This window comes from Bacillus sp. LUNF1 (assembly GCF_011008975.1).
In the GTDB taxonomy this organism is placed as follows: Bacteria; Bacillota; Bacilli; order Bacillales; family Bacillaceae; genus Bacillus; species Bacillus velezensis.
In genome coordinates, this window is record NZ_CP048876.1 from 1,909,703 (window position 1) to 1,929,646 (window position 19,944).

The following is a 19,944-nucleotide window of genomic DNA, read 5'->3' on the forward strand; positions in this document are numbered from 1 at the left end:
GGAGCACCTCATTTTATATATTTTAAAGAAATAATGCTTTTCCCTAAAAGTTCAATTGAATAGAATCAAGCGCGTTCTCTTCTTCCTCATTGCTGCCGCTCAATCCGATATGTTCGATTAGAATGCTTGGCTGTTCCAAAATCGCCGATAGGATGTGTAAGTAGTCGTTTGATAAAACCTCGATTCTGCTTTTCTTAAACAGTTTTTTCGAATATTCAAACAGTCCGTGATAGTTGTCGCGGTCCGCCTGAATCGACAAGGTCAAATCGAATTTGGCAACCGGATGATGAAATGGATACGGCTTGAGTTGAAGGGAATCGAAAGTCAATTCAGCATGATCAAGATTTTGCAGCACAAACATCGTATCGAATAAAGGATTGCGGCTTGAATCTTTTGGAAGATGCAGATGCTGAATTAATTCTTCCAATGGATAGTCTTGATTTTTATAAGCGTTCAGCATGTTTTCTTTTACTTCATTTAAGTAGGCATCAAATGTTTTACGGCCCGCCGGGTGATTGCGAATGACTAACGTATTGACGAACATTCCCACGACCGGCTCTACATCTAAATGAGTCCGCCCGGCAGACGGCGTTCCTACGATAATATCTTCTTGTCCGCTGTATTTGGATAAAAGAATCGTATAGGCTGCCAATAAAATCATATACAGTGTTGCTCCTGTGTCTTCTTCCATTTGGCTTAAACGCTGTTTTAAGTGTTCGGGTATAAGAAATTCAAATGATTCGCCTTCGTAATCGCGTATGGCAGGTCTCTCATAATCCGCGGGAATATCCAGTACAGGAATATCACCGTGAAACTGATCCAGCCAATACGCTTCCTGGTTCTTGATGTTCCGTTTCTGAATGTCCGATTGCTGCCAAACTGCAAAGTCTTTATATTGAATAGAGAGCGGGTCCGGTTCGTTCCCCTCGTAGATTCGGCTTAAATCTTTCATCAGAATATTGACGGACACGCCGTCAGAAATGATATGATGCATATCAACCACAAGCACGTGCCGCGCAGGTTCAATTTCAATCAGTCCGGCCCGCATCAGCGGCGGTTTGGCTAAGTCAAACGCTTTGATGAAATCAAGCACACGGTCTTCCGCCTCTTCTTTGCTAGCTTGAATTCGTTCTATCGTAAAGTCGACGTGATGATGAATACGCTGTGCCGGCTCGCCTTCATATAAATCAAAGCTGGTCCGCAGCGCTTCATGACGCGCGATTAATTTTCGGAAAGCGGCGTTTAACCGTTCGGGATCGATCGTCCCTTCCACATTCATGGCACCCGTCATATTGTAAGTCAGCTCGCCGCCTTCTGTGTGACTTAACAAATACATCCGCCTCTGAGCTGAAGAAACCGGATAATATGGCATTTCCTTTGCAGCCGGAATCGGTACATATCGATTTTTGTCCATGTGTAACGCCTTGTCAGCCAATTGTTCAATGGTAGGAAACTTGAATATGTCTTTGAGAGACAGATTCACATTCAGCTCTTTGTGAATTCTGGCGGCTAAGGCAGCCGCTCGGATGGAGTTGCCTCCGAGATCAAAGAAATTATGTTTGATCCCCGCATGGCTTATTCCGAGCACTTCCTTCCATAAATCTGTCAGTTTGGACTCCGTCTCATTACCCGGCGGAACATATTCAGCTGTCTGCTGCAGACTCGCTTCCGGTGCAGGCAGTGCCTTACGGTTTATTTTCCCGTTGGATGTTAACGGCATATGCTCCAGATGGACAAAATAGGTCGGAACCATGTAGTCCGGAAGCTGCGATGACAATTGTTCCCTAAGCTGCGCAGCCGCTATAGGCTTGTCGCTTACGTAATACGCGCATAATTGTTTTAAGCCGTCTTCTTCTTCTTTCACTGTAACCGCGGCTTTTTGCACCGCTTCCGCGTTATGCATTGCTGCTTCAATTTCACCAAGCTCGATTCGGTGTCCCCTGATTTTGACTTGTTCATCAACGCGCCCAATATATACGAGATTTCCGTCCTTCAATCGCTTAGCCAAATCCCCTGATTTGTACATCTTCGCTCCCGGTACATACGGGTTTTCAACAAATTTCTCTGCCGTTAAATCCGGGCGGTTCCAATACCCTCTGGCAACACCCGGTCCGCTGATATATATTTCGCCGATTACCCCGATCGGAACCAGGTTTCTGCTTGCATCGGCCACATAAATATCCGTGTTGGCAGCCGGAGTGCCGATCGGTACAAATTCCCGCTTGTCCCGTTCTGCGTCGAAGTGATAAATCATACATCCGACGACAGCTTCCGTCGGTCCGTATTCATTGAAAATGTCCAGCCGGCCTTTAAACTGTTCGCTGACACTTTTGGCCAGACGGGTGCTTAAATTTTCTCCGCCGACAATCATTTTCCGTATTGCGGTGCCGCCAGCGATATTCATCTCCTTGATGACGTGCAGATGTGCCGGGGTCAATTTGATCATGTCTATTCTTGAGTCCCGCATAATCTCAGAAAGCACAGCGCTTTTGTCTTCGCCGTCAAAGACAATGATGGTATTTCCCGTAACCAGCGGTGTAAATATCGAGGTCACAGTCAGATCGAAAGAGATGGAAGAGTATAATGGGAAGTTGGTTTTCTCACCTCTTACATAAACCTCTTTCGCCCACCAAATATAATCAGCCAGCCCCTGATGCTCAATGAGTACACCTTTTGGATTTCCCGTGGAACCTGACGTATAGATCATGTAGGCCAAATCATGCGCATCGCTGTCCGATTCAAGATTCGAGTGATCTTCATGGTATGAGTTTTCCTCATCCAAAAGCACAATGTCACCATCATACGGTAATTGATCCAGCAGGCTGCGCTGTGTCAACACAACCTCCGCTCTTGAATCTCTCAGCATATATTGAATCCGATCTTCCGGATATTCAGGATCAATGGGCACGTATGCGCCGCCGGCTTTCAGAACAGCCAAAATTCCGACAATCAGCTCGATCCGATGCGGGCTGATGATGGCAACGAATTGATCCGCTTGTACGCCTTTTGTCCGTAACGTCCGCGCCAATCGGTTCGCCCGTTCATTGAGCTGTCTGTACGTATAACGCTCATTGCCAAAAATAACGGCTTCATGATCGGGACTCTGTTCCGCCTGCATTTCAAACCACCGATATACCGTTTCCTTATGCGGATACGGCGTCTTTGTGCCATTACACTCCGTCAGCAGTTGATGACGTTCGGTTTCAGACAGCATAGGAACAGAAGACAATGTCATCTCCGGCTGCTCAGCAAGGCTGTTTAAAATGGCGGTATAGTGTCTGGTGATCTGTTCAATGGTGTCTTTTGTGAATCGTCCCGGTCTATAATCAAAATGCATCTCTATCTGTTGACCGGCATCTTCGATCGTGAGCATCAAATCATATAAAGAGACCCCTGGATTTCGTTCTTTCACTTTAAATGTACATTCATTGTGCCGGATTTCATGAAATTCAATGTTTTGAAACACAAACATCGTGTTAAACAGAGACTTTCCGGTTGTTTCCCGCTGTACATTTAATTTCTCCACAAGCCGGTCGAATGGATAGTCTTGGTTTTCGAAAGCGTCAAGCGTCTGCCGCTTTACTTCTTCCAGATAATCCGTAAACGTTCTATTGGCGTGCGGCTTCGTCCGGATTCCAATGGTTTGTATGAAAATACCGATGATCTTTTCGATATCCGGATGATTTCTTCCTGAAGCAGGCGTGCCAACGACAATGTCTTCTTGTCCCGTATATTTATGAAGCAGCACATTATAGGCGGCCAGAAGCACCGTATAGAGAGTCGTTTCCGCCTTTTGTGCCAAGTCTTGAAGCGAACGGATGACATCCGGCTGTAAGGAGCATGTCACACGCTGTCCCTCAGAAGACCGTTCTGCCGCTTTTGAACCGTCTGTCGGCAGGTCAAGGATGGGAATTTCGTCTTGAAATTGTTCCAGCCAATATGTCTCCTGCCGCTTCATGGCATCGTCATTCATCCGTTGGTTTTGCCATTCTGCGAAATCTTTATATTCAAATTCAATGTCCGGTAATGGTTTCTGATGATATAAAGCCAGCAATTCATTTGTAAGGATGTTGACGGAATAACCGTCCGAAATGATATGATGCATATCGATGAGCAGTTCGGCCTGCTCGTTTTCAATCTTGATCAGCTCCGCACGAACTAACGGAGCTTGGTCCAGGCGGAACGGTTTTACAAACCGGTCTGAATAGGCATCAAATTCATCCCGGCTCATTGTCCGGACATGAACGTTAAAATCAACTTCGTTTTCAAGTTTCTGAACGATATCGCCATCTATAATGTCGAAATACGTGCGAAACGCTTCGTGCCGCTGCATCACTTGTTGAAGAGATGAGATCAGGGCTTGCTCATCGTACTTCCCTGTTATTGATATGTGGCCGAACATATTTTGCGCCAGCTGATCCGGTTCCAGTTGGTGCAGGAAATATACTCTTTGCTGCGCCGGCGATGTCGGGTAATACGCTTTTTTCTCGGCAGCCTTCATCGGGAGGTGCACGACTTTCGTTTCGTTCTGAATGAAACGTGCTAATTCCTTAACAGTCTGGTGATTGAAAAATTGTCCGATGGAAACCTTTTGATGAAATGTCTTCTGAACTTTGGAAAGCATAAGCGTCGCCTGGAGTGAGTTTCCTCCCAGAGCCAGGAAGCGGTCTGATCTGCCGACCCGTTCAAGGCCGAAAAGTTCCTCCCAAATCCGCGCCAGCTGCCGCTCCGTTTCATTTACCGGCGCCTCGTAGGCTTCAGTAAAATTTGCCGTATTGCTTCCTATTGAAGCGATCCGCTTCTGGTGTTCGGCGTAAAGTGCTTGTAAATCATGCTGTTCTTCATCGGAAAACATCATCATGGCGTCAAGAGGGATTGAATCTCCCTCAACCATTTTTTGCAGCAATTTTGTAAAACCCGCTCCCCACTTTTTCATGATTTCCGGACTGACGACGTTCGTATTAAAGTCGAAATCAAGAACATATTCTTGATGCGCGTCTGTTATGTTAAGAAATAAATCGTACAGGGTGCGTTTTACCGGGTATGCAACAGGCTCCGCCTCCGCCTTTCCGAAATACAGCTTTCGAAAAGGTCTGTCTAAATTAAAGATAATACGCATATCCGGCATTTGATCGTGCGGAAGCTCTCTGGCCACCAGTGTCATCGGGACGGCTTGGTGCTGCATTGCAAGATTCACGCTTTCTTTCATGCTGCCAAGATAACCGGATAAAGTGCTTTCTGAAGAAGACGTGTTCTTCACCGGAATCATATTGACGCAATTTCCAATCAGATCATGCTGTTTCATATGCGATTGACCTGCAGCGGGGATCCCGATCGCAAGGCCTGACTGTTTGGTAAGCCGGTGCAGAAAAAGATGAAATGCGCCCAGCATCGTCACAAATACGCTATTTTTCATCTGAATGCTTAATGATCTTAAAGCCTCGCTCAATGGCCGTCCAAGCCTGACGGTACACCGGTCTCCCTCATACCCGTTCGGATAACGGACAGAATCTGCGGTTGGCAGAATTGGCTGCTGTATCGGTTCAGAGAAATGACGCCGCCAATAACGGACCCCTTCTTCATACTGGCCGCTGTCGATCTGTGCCTGCTGCCAGTCTAAGTATTGGCGAAACGAAACATCTGCCTCTTTCGGTGAAATCGATTTTCCTTGTACTATTGCCGCGTAGTTGCTCTCCAGTTCTTGAACAAAAACGGCGATTGACCATCCATCGGCAATGATATGATGGAACGTGAGCACAATCAGATGTTCATTGTGAGCCGATGTAAGCACATGGATTCTAAACAAAGGCTTTTGTTCATGGAAATGAAACTGCCGCTTGGAATCTTCTGTCAGCCATTTTTGGATTTCCGGCTCCCGATGTTCATGCGGGAGACCGGTAAAATCAATGACAGGTATTTCTATATTCATCCGTTCCTGCACTTGCTGTACCTCGTCATCGGGATGAATCACCGTACGTAAAGCTTCATGACGGTCAACGATATGCCGGACGGCTTGTTTTAATGATGTATACTGCAGTTCGCCCTTCACTTTCAGCATAATGGACTGGTTTAAAGCGGCGGAAGCTTCATTCCCGTAATGGGATGCCATAACCAACTGCTTTTGTTCAGGTGAAAGCTCGCGCGTCCCGGACTTTTTACGGCCTCCGCCATCAGGGGAATCCGGGCCTTCCGGAATAAATCCGCCTCGGCGAAGATCCTCCACCGTGTCTTTCACCGCTTGAATAATATTTTCGATATCATCCGCGGTATGCGCCGCAGACAAGAAGCAGTTGCGTCCCTCCCATACATAGACCCCTTTATAGTTGAGATGGTAAAAGAACAAGTCATTATCAAGCGATGAGACAAACCGGAATAAAGAACCGAATCGAACCATGCGGATAGGCACTTGCGCTTGTTCGAAGCAGCGATTCAGCTCATCGACCAGGTAGGCTGTTTTTTGATTAAGCTGCTCATACAGATGTTCTCCCTCGGTTTGTAAATGGCGAAGGACGGCTAATGACATCCTCATGGTAAGCGGGTGAGTATTGAAGGTGCCGGCCACAAACGTGCGTTTCGCCTCGTCTTGCGGGTAGGAATCGTCCCCATACTGCCAGGTACCCCCGTCGATCGCATTCATGAACTCAGCTTTTCCGGCAACTACCCCTAACGGCTGTCCGCCGCCGATGATTTTTCCGTAGGTCACTAAATCAGCCTGAATGCCGAACCATTCCTGTGCGCCGCCAAGACCGATCCGAAATCCGGTAATAATTTCATCCATAATCAGAGCTGTTCCGGATTGCTGCGTGATCGCCCGCAATTCTTTCAAAAATGCCTGCGGCTGCAAATCCGGTCTGCGGCTTTGTACCGGTTCCACCAGTACGGCTGCCAATTCATCACCAAGACTGCGGATCACATCCAGCGAATCGGGATTGTTGTAATGTAAAATAATCAAATCATCCATAAAGCTCTGCAATATGCCCGGAGCCAGCGGATTCGCAGACGCAGCCCCGCCTTTTGTGCCGGCAACCCCTAATACGCCGTCAAACGTCCCGTGATAAGATCCTGAGAACGCCACGACTTTCTTTCTTCCTGTTGCCGCCCGCGCCAAACGCAGGGCAACCATGACGGCCTCTGTTCCGGAATTATAGAAAGCGACCCTTTCCACTCCGGTACATGTGCGGATCCGGTCGGCAACTTCACCGGCGACATCTGACATCGGGCCGAGCGGAGGCAATGATGAACGGGTTGAATCATCGATAACCTGTGTAATAAAGGAAGGATGATGCCCGAAAAGGTTAACCCCGAATCCCATGGTGATATCGATATATTCATTTCCGTCAATATCCCACATTTTAGAACCGTCAGAACGTTCGGCGATAATCGGGTATACGATTTCCTTCCAATACGAACGGAAGCTGGACAAATTGCGGTTGTTTGCATGAGCAAATCGGGTGTTGTCCGTATATTGTTTGGAACCTTTCGTTTTATCTGCGTATTTCTTGATGAAATCTTCTAAGTATTGTTTTTGCCGTGCGGTATAGTGTCCCTGATCATTCAGGTTCTGAGGCTGGAAAGGAACATAGGGTTTCGCTTCTTGAGCCGCTTTCTGTTCTGCAGTGACGGTCGGAGGCCCCTGCTTGACAGAAGGAATTGATTTCTCTTGCGCTTTAGCGTATTCTTTCTCATCGGAATGATGTCCGCTGTTTCTCAGCAAATTAAAGCTATTTAATTGAGCTTGCAAGGCATCCTGAATTAATTGATTTTGAGATGCGATTATTTTTTCGAGCGTATGCTCTTGATGACCATCTCTGCGATCCGATTCAGGCTGCGCTTCTGAAATGACCTGTTTTTCCTGCGCCGGAACATTCTCTTGAGGCGGAGCGGATGCAATGGACGATGGAACGATATCAGCCAAGTAATCTATGACACTTTGAAGGTTGGTCAACGTATCAAAAAAACGATCCATCGGGATATCTACCCCAAATTCGTCCGCGATGGCTTTTTTGATCTGTGACAGCATGATAGAATCCATTCCGAGCCCGATAAAATGAGCATTCAGATCGAGTTCCTCTCCCCTGATCCCCGAAGCATTGCTGATTACAGTTTTCAGGAAGGATTCAATATGCGCCTTCGATTGATTGATATTCAATGCCGCTTCTCCTCTCTTTTCGCCCTCGTTTAAGCGCAACTGGTCAGCTTCAGCCCAGCATCGGCTCCGTTCAAACGGATACAGGGGCAATGGCGTCTTTTGTACAGTTTCACCGGAATAAAGCGCGCGCCAATCGATAACGGCTCCTTGCACAAATAATTCGGCTGCGCGATGCAGCCATGTGATCCGTTCATCTTGCGTACGTAAACGCTGCTTAATCAGAGCGGCTGCTTGTTGATTCAGCTCTTCTTTATGAGCAGGCAGCATTTCCTTCATATTCTTGTAACCGATGTATACACCGGGAAGGTTTCTGTCTCCCTGAATCAGGCGGGACAGCTTATCCGATAATTCTTGCTTACCGGATACAATCATGGCAATGCCATGATCCAAATGAGCCCTGCCCGTACTGGCTGTATAGCAAATGGACTTTAATGAAGCTTGGCTGTCATCCGATACATATTGCCGGTACTGCTGTGCGAGTTCATAGAGTGACTTTTCAGTATGAGCGGATAAAACAAATAGGTGCGGCCCATGTTCATCCTCGGGTGCATACTCACTTTGAGAAATATATTCTTCCAATACCACATGAGCGTTCGTTCCGCTAAAGCCAAATGAGCTGACTCCGCCTCGCAGCGGCTCATCACCCGATGTGAACTCCGAAACTTCCTGATTCACATAAAATGGTGATGAGTGAAAATGAATGAGCGGATTAGGTTCATTAAAGTGCGCTAACGGCGGATTTTTCTTGTGATTCAGCATGAGGACAGATTTGATCAGCCCGACGATGCCTGCCGCTTCAAACAAATGGCCGATGTTCGATTTAACAGAACCAATCGCACAAAATTGTTTTTTTGCCGTATACTTTTCAAACGCTTTACAAAGCCCGTTAAATTCAACCGGATCGCCGAGCTTCGTTCCGGTGCCATGCGCTTCGATGAAAGACAGTGTTTCAGGAGCAATGCCCGCGTCTTTCCAGGCCGTCTCAATGACCTCAGTCTGAGCTGCCGGATTCGGTGCTGTAATCCCGGCGGTTGTTCCGTCTTGATTCAGCGCGCTTCCCTTGATTACGCCGTAAATATGGTCTCCGTCGCGAACAGCATCCTGCAAAGGTTTTAGCAGGACTGCGGCCGCGCCTTCACCTGTGCCCGTGCCGTCTGAATCTTTGCTGAACGTTTTCGTGTACCCGTCCGAAGATTCCATATCAAGTCCGATACAGATCGGCAAGAGCGATGTCCGGATACCGCCGGCAAGAGCCATTTCACAATCGCCGGACATTAAAGATTTACATGCCATATGAACGGCGGCAAGCGATGAGGAGCATGCCGTATCCACTGTGACCGCCGGCCCTTTTAAATTTAAGAAATAAGCGATTCGGCTGGCTAGCACGGAAGGGAGATTGCCCACGATATATTGATGAAGTTCATCCGGATAATTCGCAGAAAGGAGACGTTCATAATCGTAGCCCACCTTCGAGTACCCCGCATATACCCCGACACGGCTCCCGTTCATGCTGCCGCCGGCATAGCCCGCATCTTCAATCGCATGCCATGCAGACTGCAAAAACAGTCTTTGGTTAGGGTCCATAAACTGAGCCGCTTTAGGAGCTAAACTGAAGAACGAATAGTCAAAGCGGTCGATTTCATCTAAATAGCCGCCCTTCACAAACTGACTCTCATTGAACTCGCTTTGGATGGACTTTAAATAATCCGCCGCATCTTTCAGCCGGGATTCGGGGTATTCTCGAATGCTGTGCTCACCTTTTTCAAGCAGATTCCAAAAATCACTTTTCGTTGACGCTCCCGGGACATTGAGCGACATCCCGATAATGGCGATATCTTTCGGTGTCACATGGCTTGGTTTCGCTGCCGCGTCCTGCTTGATTTCAGCCCGGCTTTCAGACAGATATGCCGCTAAATCAGTGATAGAAGGATACGTAAAGAGATCTGAAACGGCAAGCTTGCGTCCGAATTTCTGTTCTATGCGCTCGGCAATCTGCGATAACTGTAATGAATTTGCTCCCATATCAAAATAACTGTCAGCGAGGTGAACCTTTTTTCCATCGAGCACTTCGGAAAAGATAGACAGCAATTCCGTTTCTATCTCATGAATGGGTGTCTGTCCGGATGTTTCCGTGCTGCTCTCCAAACATTCATTGATGGCGGCAGACTCTGTTGAAAAATTCCCTGCCTCATACTGTCTGGCAAGTTCGTAGCGTTTAACCTTTCCGCTGGTTGTTTTAGGGAGTTTTCGGATCGGAAGGACTTCTTTTATGCTCCAGCCGCCCCGCTTGTACAAATGTTTTTTTATCTCTTTGACAAGCGGTGCAAATTTTTCAGGTGATTTTTTGTAAACAACAAAGAGCACGATTTCTCCGCTTTGCGTCTTTTGATCATATACACCGCAGGCGGCAACCCTTCCTAAGTCAACCTCTTCCATTTCAATCGCGACCCGTTCAATATCGTGCGGGTAGATATTTTTTCCGTTCACGAAAATAATGTCCTTTTCTCTTCCGGTTACGACTAAGTTACCACTTTCACTAATGAATCCGAGGTCTCCCGTTTTTACCCAGCCGTCAGAAGTCAGCGCTTTTTCCGTACTCTCTGGGTTGTTATAATACCCTTGCGTCACATTGTCTCCTTTGATGTGGATATGGCCGATGATTCCGTCTTCTACTCTTTCATTTGTTTCATCGGAGATCCGAAGCTGACAATAGTCAATAGGTTGTCCCACTTCAACGAATGAAGCGCAATTTTGGTCCTCTTTGCTGACTTTTACAGCTCTTTCACCAAGATTTAAATAGTCACGATGCAAATAAACGGGAACGAATTCTTTACCTATTTTAGAGAACGCTGCGCCAACCGAAGCTTCCGCTAAACCGTAAACATTCAAAATAGCGGATCTTTTCAGATTGAATGCTGCGCATCTTTTCAAAAATTCGTCACACAGCTCCGGCAATATCGGTTCTGCACCGTTTGCGATGACCTTGATGTGTGATAAATCCCAGTCTGGTTCGTTTTTCAGAAATTTAAGGAAGTAGTTGTACCCGAAATTAGGAGATGATAGAATACTGGCTTTGTGTTCATGAGCTTTTTTCATCCAAAGAATAGGTCTTCGAATAAATAACTCTGTAGGCATTAGATTTTGATTGATTCCGGTTATGAAGGGAACAAGGTGGCAGGCGATGAGCCCCATATCATGCGTTAAAGGCATCCATGATAAGAAAGAGTCTTTCGAATGAACGTGTAGGGCAGTCCCAATGGCGCACGTGTTATGTATTAAGTTGTGATGCGTTAACATGACTCCTTTTGGATCTCCTGTTGATCCAGAAGAAAATTGGATAAAGGCGAGTTCATCCGCATCAGGTTCATAAAATGAAGCGGGGTAATCGTAGGTTTGATCTTGAATGATGTCAGATTTTTCGTTTAATTGATGATGGAAATCCTGTAAATCGTGTTCTGCAGCGTATTTCTTTATTTTGTCCAATACTTTTTCAGAGGCAATCAGAAACGGATGATTTAATATATTCCAAATGCGCCAGACCTTCAGCTTATGGTCATCATCTTCTCCGATACTGACCGGCACCGGGATCATTCCTCCTAATATACAAGCCCAAAAAGCAACGACAAATGATTTATTTTCTCGGATTTGAAATACAATTTCCTGCTTCGGCTTAATGCCGAGATGCTGTAAATAGCCAAGATACCCTTGCGCCTCTTCAAACAATTGGCGATAAGAGACAACCGTCTCGTTTTTATCGGATTCGATAAAACGGATCCCGCGATCAGAGATATTGCTTCTTTCCCGAATGACATCTACTAAGGTTTGGAATTGACTGGTATACATAGGTCCCCTCCTGGGCGCTTTATTTTAAAATCCGCAATTCTTCCCAAGCCGGAAGCTGTTTAGCTTCACAAATTAATTTGCATAAATGGATCGAATGTTCGAGTTCTTGTTCTGAAAGCACATCTTCATGCCTTTTCATTCTCTCTTTCAGCTCTTGGATTTGCGTAAATAATGGCGTCGTCATATTGGAATAAGCCGCTGAATCCTTGTTGTAATTTCGCGCAATGACGGATTGAATCATCAATTTATTTAGTTGTTTTTTGCGTAAATGGACAATATGTTTCTTTCTTTCCGCTGAATTGGAAAGCGGGGGAACATCAGATGTCTGTCCTAAGGGATAAGGTACAATGTGATTCGTTGTTTTTCTCAGCAGACCGGCTAAGACATTGTTCGGACCCATTTCGATGACTTCTGTGACTCCATGTAAAAGCAAGTAATGCATCGATTCTGTCCATCTAACCGGCATCGTCATGTGCTGCTTGAGATGTTCGCGGATCGAATTTCCGCTGCTGTAAGGGCGTGCGGTGACATTTGAAATGATCGGCCATGCGGCATCCCGGAAGGAATACCGGTGTAATACAGTCTGGAATTGTTCAGATGCTGATCGTACCATCTGACTGTGAAAAGGCGCACTGACATTCAAATAAGTGTATGCCGCACCCTTTTCCTCCGCCATCTTGATGACACGTTCCACAGCTTGCCGGTGTCCGGAAATCACATGCTGCTGTTCTGAATTCATGCAGGCTACACCTGCCGGAAAGTCTTCCGTCGACACTTTCGAACATATTTCTTGCAAGGTTTGAAGAGAGAGGTGAGTCACGGCGGCCATCGCCCCCTGCTGCTGAGGATCCGCATTTTGCATAAGAATTCCCCGCTCCCTTACAAGTGTAACGGCATCCTGAAAAGAAAGGGCGCCGGCACAGACAAGCGCTGAATATTCGCCTAAGCTATGGCCTGCCAGGAAGCGTGGCTTCACCCCTATTTCCTGCATATACACTTGAAAAGCAATGACACTGACCGTTAAAATAGCGGGCTGCGCGTTCATTGTCTTTGTCAATTCATTCATATCTCCGTTAAAACACAGTTTTTTTACATCCAAGGAGATCGCATCGCTCGCTTCTTCAAACAATCTCTTTGCGAGCACAAAATCATTCCAAAATTGTTTGCCCATTCCTACAAATTGAGACCCTTGTCCAGGAAATAAAAAGGCAAGATTGTTCATGAGATTCCTCCGATCATATTGAACAAGGGATACAATATCCTACAAAATATCCCTTTATATAACATCCTAGCATGATTATAACAAATGTGTATAGAATACTTTCGGAGGAGTTATTGTTCGTTTTCACAAACGAATTAGATATATTTATTCATAAAATAAAACATGGGGGTTTCACCGAAAATCAGTCTTAAAGAGAGATGATGAAAGCCGGAGTGGAGCCTGTTACCGGCTCTTCTTCACTTAGAACGCGCTCTTCATGTTTCATATGTTTTAGGGCTATTGGCATTATTGTGTCAGAAATTACATATTTTCTGTTTATTGTAAAAATTCATTTGTATATCTGTGAAGGATTGTAAACTGATTGCGCTTGATTATAAATGCGGCGCAAGAGATGGATCTGGATGGGGAAAATCCGCAAGGGCGAAATACGCCGCAGAACATGGAAATGACCCTGCCCGGATACCGATTGACGCAGTAATCGGCCTATTGAGTGAACAAGGTTTTCAGGCATAAAAAACAGCCGTTCAGAGCGGCTGTTTTTTAAAAAAGTATTAGAACTATTGAGCGGTATACCCGCCATCCATGACTACGGCCTGACCTGTGACCCCTTTTGCTTTGTCGCTGGACAAAAATACGGCGTAATCAGCGATTTCCTTCACTGACAGCAGCCGTTTTTGGGGAACGAGCGGAAAGATGACGTCCTCAAGCACCCGCTCGTACGGTACATTCCTTGTTGCGGAAATGTCCTTTAACTGATTGCGGACAAGCTGAGTGTCCACATATCCCGGACAAAGCGCATTGACGGTAATGCCGTCAGCCGCGCCTTCAAGTGCGCCGACTTTCGTTAAACCGATGACGCCGTGCTTGGCGCTGTTATATGCCGCTTTCCCGTGAAAACCGATCAGTCCGTTGACAGACGCCATATTAATGATTCGACCGAATTGCTGTTTTTTCATCATGGGAAATGCATGCTTCATTGCGATAAATGGCGCGGTCAGCATGAGACGAATGAGCCGTTCAAACTGTTCGGTGGGAAATTCCTCGATGGGCGCGACATGCTGAATGCCGGCATTATTCACAAGGATATCGAGACGTCCGTATTGTTTCTCGACCGTCTGCAGCATGTCGGCCACTTGCTTTTCATTTGTTACATCGCATGTGATGCTGACTGCTTCACAGCCTTCATCTGTCAGTCTTGCCGCCGCTTCTTTCCCCGCTTGTTCGTTTACATCAGAGATGATGACGGCTGCTCCTTCACGGGCGAATTCTTTTGCGATTTCAAGCCCGATTCCTCCGGCTGCTCCTGTTACAACGGCTGTTTTTTCAATAAGCAATGAATGCATGACGGCGCCTCCTCATTTTGGTCTGACTCCGTTTTTTAACGACTGGCTGACAGTAAAATGACCTTCTGTTTTCTCAAAGACCTCCTCCATAGTTACACCTTCCTGCAGTTCGGTGAGCGTCATACGGCCATCATGAAAATCGAATACAGCCAAATCTGTGATCAGCCGATCGACCACCTGCCTGCCGGTTAAAGGCAGCGTACATTCCGTTCTCACTTTAGATTCCCCATATTTATTAACGTGCTCCATAATGACAATAATCCGTTTTGCTCCGTGGACTAGGTCCATTGCGCCGCCCATTCCTTTGATCATTTTTCCTGGGATCATCCAGTTCGCCAAATCTCCCCGTTCGGACACTTCCATCCCGCCGAGGATCGCTACATCAATGTGGCCGCCGCGAATCATGGCAAAGGATTCGGCACTGTCAAAATACGAGGCTCCCTTTACCTCGGTAATGGTTTCTTTTCCCGCATTGATCAGATCGGGGTCCTCCGTTCCTTCCGCCGGATAAGGCCCGATCCCGAGCAAGCCGTTTTCAGACTGAAGCAGGACGTTATAATCATTCGGTATCTCATTGGCTACAAGCGTCGGCCTCCCTATCCCCAAGTTCACATTCATTCCGTCCTTAATTTCCTTTACAGCCCGTTTGATCATTCGTTTTCTGCTATCTCTCATTCTGTCAGCCTCCTTTATCATGCTTGCCGGACGGTGCGGCGTTCAATCCGTTTTTCATGAATCCCGCCGAGCAGCACGTGCTGCACAAAAATACCCGGCGTATGAATTTGATCCGGATCAAGCTCTCCGGCATCGACGATTTCTTCAGCCTCTGCAATCGTCACTTTGCCTGCCATTGCAGCGAGCGGATTGAAATTTCTTGCCGTCTTTCTGAACATCAGGTTGCCCAGAGGATCGGCTTTCCAGGCCTTTACGATGGCGGCGTTCCCTGTAATCCCTTTCTCCAGAAGATAGGTGCGCCCGTCAAATGTCTTATGTTCTTTTCCCTCGGCTACTGATGTTCCGACGCCCGCAGGTGTATAAAACGCCGGAATGCCCGCCCCTCCCGCGCGAATTCTTTCTGCGAGCGTTCCTTGGGGCACCAATTCGACTTCCAGCTCCCCGCTTAAAAACTGCCGTTCAAAGGTTTTGTTTTCTCCCACATAGGATGCGACCATTTTTTTGATCTGCCGGTTTGCAAGCAAGAGGCCTAAACCCCAATCATCAACACCGCAGTTATTACTGACAACGGTCAAGTTTTTTACGCCGCTGTCCCTGATCGCGAGAATTAATTGTTCCGGAATACCGCACAGGCCGAAGCCTCCTGCGATGAGGGTGTCTCCGTCCTTGATCAGTGCAGCAGCATCTTGATAAGAGTCCATCACTTTTCCTATTCCCATATTCGTTTCCCCTTTCTGTTTTGGCTACACAAGGCCCGTCAGACTGTAAATGGCGATGATGACAAACACAGCGGCTGTTTTAATGACGGTAATGGCAAAGATATCCCTGTAGGATTGGCGGTGGGTCAACCCGGTGACCGCGAGCAGCGTAATGACGGCGCCATTATGCGGAAGAGTGTCCATCCCGCCGGAGGCCATCGAGATCACCCGGTGCATGACCTCCGGCGGGATGTGGAATGTATTGATTGCTTCTGTATACGCTGCTGACATCGTGCTTAAAGCGATGCCCATTCCTCCTGATGCCGATCCTGTAATCCCGGCAAGCGCAGTGGTCGTCACCGCTCCGTTGACGAGCGGATCAGTAAACGTCTGCGATATGCCGCTGCTGACCATTTTAAAGCCGGGAAGCGCCGCAATGATGCCGCCAAATCCGTATTCGGCTCCTGTATTCATCGACGCCAGCAAGGCGCCCCCGATGCCCTCATTCAGTCCTTCTTTCAAATTGAAGAGGACTTTTTTCCAATCGAACAAAATCGTTGTCATGATTCCGATGAACAGTGCGAGTTCTACTGACCAGATCGCAGTGACGGAGGAAAGGTCAATTTTCCCGAACGCTTCTAAGCCGAGCGGCGCAAAATCAAATCCGTCAGGGTACCAATGCGGGAGCCACATCGTGAAGCATTTGTTCATGACCCCCACAAGGATAAGCGGAACAAAGGCGAGCACTTGCCGCGCGGGGCTGGGTTCTGCCTCCTGCGGTAAAACAGGCGTATGTTTTTCATTAGCCAGACCCGAGGATTCCTCTGCAGCGGAAACTTCAGATTGAAATCCAGCATAGCCTTCTCCGGCATTGGCCGCTTTTTTGCGCCGGGATTCTAAATAAATCATTCCGGCCGTAAGCACAAATGCTGCACCAATCAGTCCGAGCCAGGGAGCGGCATAAATGTTTGTTTTAAAAAAAGCGGTCGGAATGACATTTTGAATTTGCGGTGTGCCGGGAAGCGCATCCATTGTAAATGTAAAGGCGCCTAATGCAATCGTACCGGGTATCAGACGCTTGGGAATATCAGCTTTGATAAATAGGTTTTTAGCAAACGGATAGATGGCAAACACCGCTACGAAGAGACTGACGCCGCTGTACGTTAAAATCGCACCCATTAAGACGATGGCGAGAATGGCTCTTTTTGCTCCCACAAGCTTGACGATTGTTTTTGCAATCGACTCAGCGAGCCCCGAGATTTCAACAACCTTGCCAAAAACGGCCCCTAAAAGAAATACGGGAAAATACAGCTTAATAAATCCTACCATCTTCTCCATAAATATATTCGAGAAGAAAGGAAGCACGAAGCTTGGATCTGTCAGGAGCACGGCAAACAGCGCGCAAATCGGGGCGAATAAAATGACTGAAAAGCCCCGGTAAGCCGCAAACATCAGCATGCCTAATGCCAATAAAATAATAACAATGTCCACAAATCCCCCTCTTTTCTGCTCAATGTTAGTAAGCGCTTACAAAAATCGAGAAAATAAAGCAAAAACATGCCGGTTTTGCACAGTTTTTGAGGCTGAAAAAATGTGCATTATGGTGAATTCTCCGTTTTGGCGAAAGAAAAGGAGACCCTTGCTGCATTATATTGATTGGCTGAGCAGTGAGTTTTTTTAGGGATAGTGAGATGGATCAGAGAGGATTTTTGCTTTATAAATATGTATTCTTTTTTCTTTCATTTATTTCCTGCAAGAGGAACCGATAAAATCCGGCCCTCCTGCATGGTCCATTCAGCCAATAACAACCGGAAGCTCTTTGAGCGACCTAAAACCAATGAGCTTGCGGTATTCAAGGCGGTGTGCGGCCAGCCGAAGTTTAGGCATCCGCTCAAACAGTGTGAGAATTGCAATTTGTGCTTCGATGCGCGCTAATGAGGAGCCTATGCAAAAATGGGCGTTCTTTCCGAATGCAAGATGCGGATTCGGTTTTCTTTGGATATCCATTTTGTGAGGCTGATCGAATATGCTTGGATCGCGATTGGCTGCACCTAAAAGGATATATACCTGCTCTCCTTTTTTTATGGTCTTCCCATTTATTTCGCAGTCTTCTGAGGCGGTGCGTGCCGTCAGCTGCGCGGGGCTGTCGTAGCGCAAACATTCCTCAACTGCAGTTTCAATAAGCGAGGGGTTTTCTCTCAGTGCGCTAAGCTGTTCAGGGTGTTTCAATAAAGTAAACACACCGTTGCTTATGAGGTTTACCGTCGTCTCGTGTCCGGCTATGACAAGTAAGATACATGTCGCGAGCACTTCCTCTTTTGAAAGCTGTTCCTCCATAATAAACCTGCTGATCAAGTCTTGCTGAGGGTGAGCTTTCCGCTTGTGAATCAAATCTCTGAAATATGACGTGAGCCTGCCTGCGGTGTCGCTTGCTCTGACTAACGTCTTTCTTGATCGGGTAAGATCAATGGCCTGAATGACGTCTGCCGTCCATTGTCTGAATTGATATCTCTCCTCTTTCGGCACTCCGAGTATCTCCGCAATGATAAGGCTTGCCAATGGAAAGGCAAACTCTGAAACAAGGTCAGCGTTTTTTTTGATTTGGACTTGATCCAACAAGTCATGAACCGTTTCGTTTATACAGGGGCGAAGTGATTCCGCCGTCTTTGCGGTAAATTCTTTACCGATAAGCATCCGCATCCGTTTATGGTCTGATTGATTTTTAAATAACAGCATATCGTGCTGGATATGCGATAGATTTTGATATTTCGTTGAAGCTTCCGGAAGAGGAATGCGGTTTTTAAACCGGGTGTCTTTCAGAATCGCTGCCGCTTCTTTGTACCCGGTGACATACCAGCCCGGATATTTTAATACGGTTCCTTTATAAACAGGATCAATGGATCGCAGTTTGTCATAAAATGGGTAAGGGTCATTCCAAAAATCCGAATCCGCATGGAGAGACGGATGTGCAATCGATAGGCCTGCCGTCATCTCATACCTCCGTATTGCAGGCGGATTGCAGGCCGGCTTTCATTTCTTCAACGGATTCGACTTCAAAACCTAAATCATGAAGCATTTGATGATCCTCTGTTTCATGCTGCCCTGCTGTCGTTAAGTAATCTCCGACGAAAATCGAATTTGCGGCATAAAGTCCCAGCGGCTGCAGCGAACGAAGGTTGACTTCCCGGCCTCCTGAGATACGGATTTCTTTTGACGGATTGATAAAACGGAACAAGGCGAGCACTTTCAGGCAATACACCGGATGTAATTCGCTTACCCCTTCTAACGGAGTTCCGTCAATCGCATGCAGAAAATTAACCGGGATGCTGTCGGCGTCAAGCGCTTTTAAGCTGTTCGCCATATCAATGACGTCCTGTTTCGTCTCTTTCATGCCGACGATGACACCAGAACAAGGTGACATCCCCGATTGTTTCGCCGTTTCCACTGTATTGACCCTGTCGTCATACGTGTGGGAGGTCGTAATGTTTGAGTGATTCCTTTGTGATGTATTGATGTTATGATTGTACCGGTCTACTCCTGCCTGTTTCAGCCGCTCTGCCTGTTCCGGCTTCAGCAGACCGAGGCATGCGCAGATTTTTAAACCGTACGTTTCTTTAATTTCTTTGACAGCATCAACAACTTGATCTACTTCTCTGTTTGACGGTCCCCGCCCGCTGGCGACGATGCAGTATGTCCCTATATTCAGGTCGTGGGCGCGTTTTGCCCCCTTTAGCAATATATGCTTATCCACCATCCGATAAGACTCGATCGGCGCTTTTGATATTGAAGATTGTGAACAGTACCCGCAATTTTCCGGACACAGGCCTGATTTTGCATTCATAATCATATTCAGCTTTACTTTTTTTCCGTAAAATCGTTTTCTGATATGAAAAGCGGCATGCATCAGCAATAAAAGATCCTCATCAGGACAATTTAAAATGGCCAGCGCTTCTTGATTCGTTACTTCCGCCCCGTCCAGCACTCTCTCTGCAAGATCCATCCATTGATTCATGT

At 46.8% G+C, this 19,944-nt stretch carries 8 protein-coding genes; all 8 read right to left on the reverse strand.

Features of this window, described 5'->3' with window-relative positions; translation table 11 throughout:
* Window positions 1–43 precede the first annotated feature (43 nt).
* Window positions 44–11,992, reverse strand: a complete 11,949-nt coding sequence (bamA, locus tag G4O42_RS09215; RefSeq protein ID WP_032875092.1) for a bacillomycin D hybrid PKS/NRPS BamA — start codon at window positions 11,990–11,992, stop codon at window positions 44–46.
* Between the two features lie 19 nt (window positions 11,993–12,011).
* Window positions 12,012–13,214, reverse strand: coding sequence for a bacillomycin D biosynthesis malonyl-CoA transacylase BamD (bamD, locus tag G4O42_RS09220; protein ID WP_032875094.1), 1,203 nt, complete (start codon window positions 13,212–13,214; stop codon window positions 12,012–12,014).
* A 557-nt stretch (window positions 13,215–13,771) separates the two neighbouring features.
* Window positions 13,772–14,557 (reverse strand): 3-hydroxybutyrate dehydrogenase, encoded by a 786-nt coding sequence (locus tag G4O42_RS09225; RefSeq protein WP_032875097.1) that lies wholly within the window; start codon window positions 14,555–14,557, stop codon window positions 13,772–13,774.
* 12 nt (window positions 14,558–14,569) lie between these two features.
* The gene (locus G4O42_RS09230) at window positions 14,570–15,232 is read right to left on the reverse strand and encodes a CoA transferase subunit B (RefSeq protein WP_032875100.1); all 663 of its coding nucleotides are present in this window, start codon (window positions 15,230–15,232) and stop codon (window positions 14,570–14,572) included.
* Between the two features lie 17 nt (window positions 15,233–15,249).
* A complete protein-coding gene (locus G4O42_RS09235) occupies window positions 15,250–15,945 on the reverse strand; it encodes a CoA transferase subunit A (RefSeq protein ID WP_047935773.1) in 696 nt (231 codons plus the stop codon).
* Window positions 15,946–15,975: 30 nt separating this feature from the next.
* Window positions 15,976–17,421, reverse strand: coding sequence for a GntP family permease (locus tag G4O42_RS09240; RefSeq protein ID WP_032875106.1), 1,446 nt, complete (start codon window positions 17,419–17,421; stop codon window positions 15,976–15,978).
* Between the two features lie 303 nt (window positions 17,422–17,724).
* The gene (locus tag G4O42_RS09245) at window positions 17,725–18,921 is read right to left on the reverse strand and encodes a cytochrome P450 (RefSeq protein WP_032875109.1); all 1,197 of its coding nucleotides are present in this window, start codon (window positions 18,919–18,921) and stop codon (window positions 17,725–17,727) included.
* 1 nt (window position 18,922) lies between these two features.
* On the reverse strand, window positions 18,923–19,942 hold the full coding sequence (bioB, locus tag G4O42_RS09250) for a biotin synthase BioB (protein WP_003153914.1): 1,020 nt from the start codon (window positions 19,940–19,942) through the stop codon (window positions 18,923–18,925).
* Window positions 19,943–19,944: the final 2 nt, after the last annotated feature.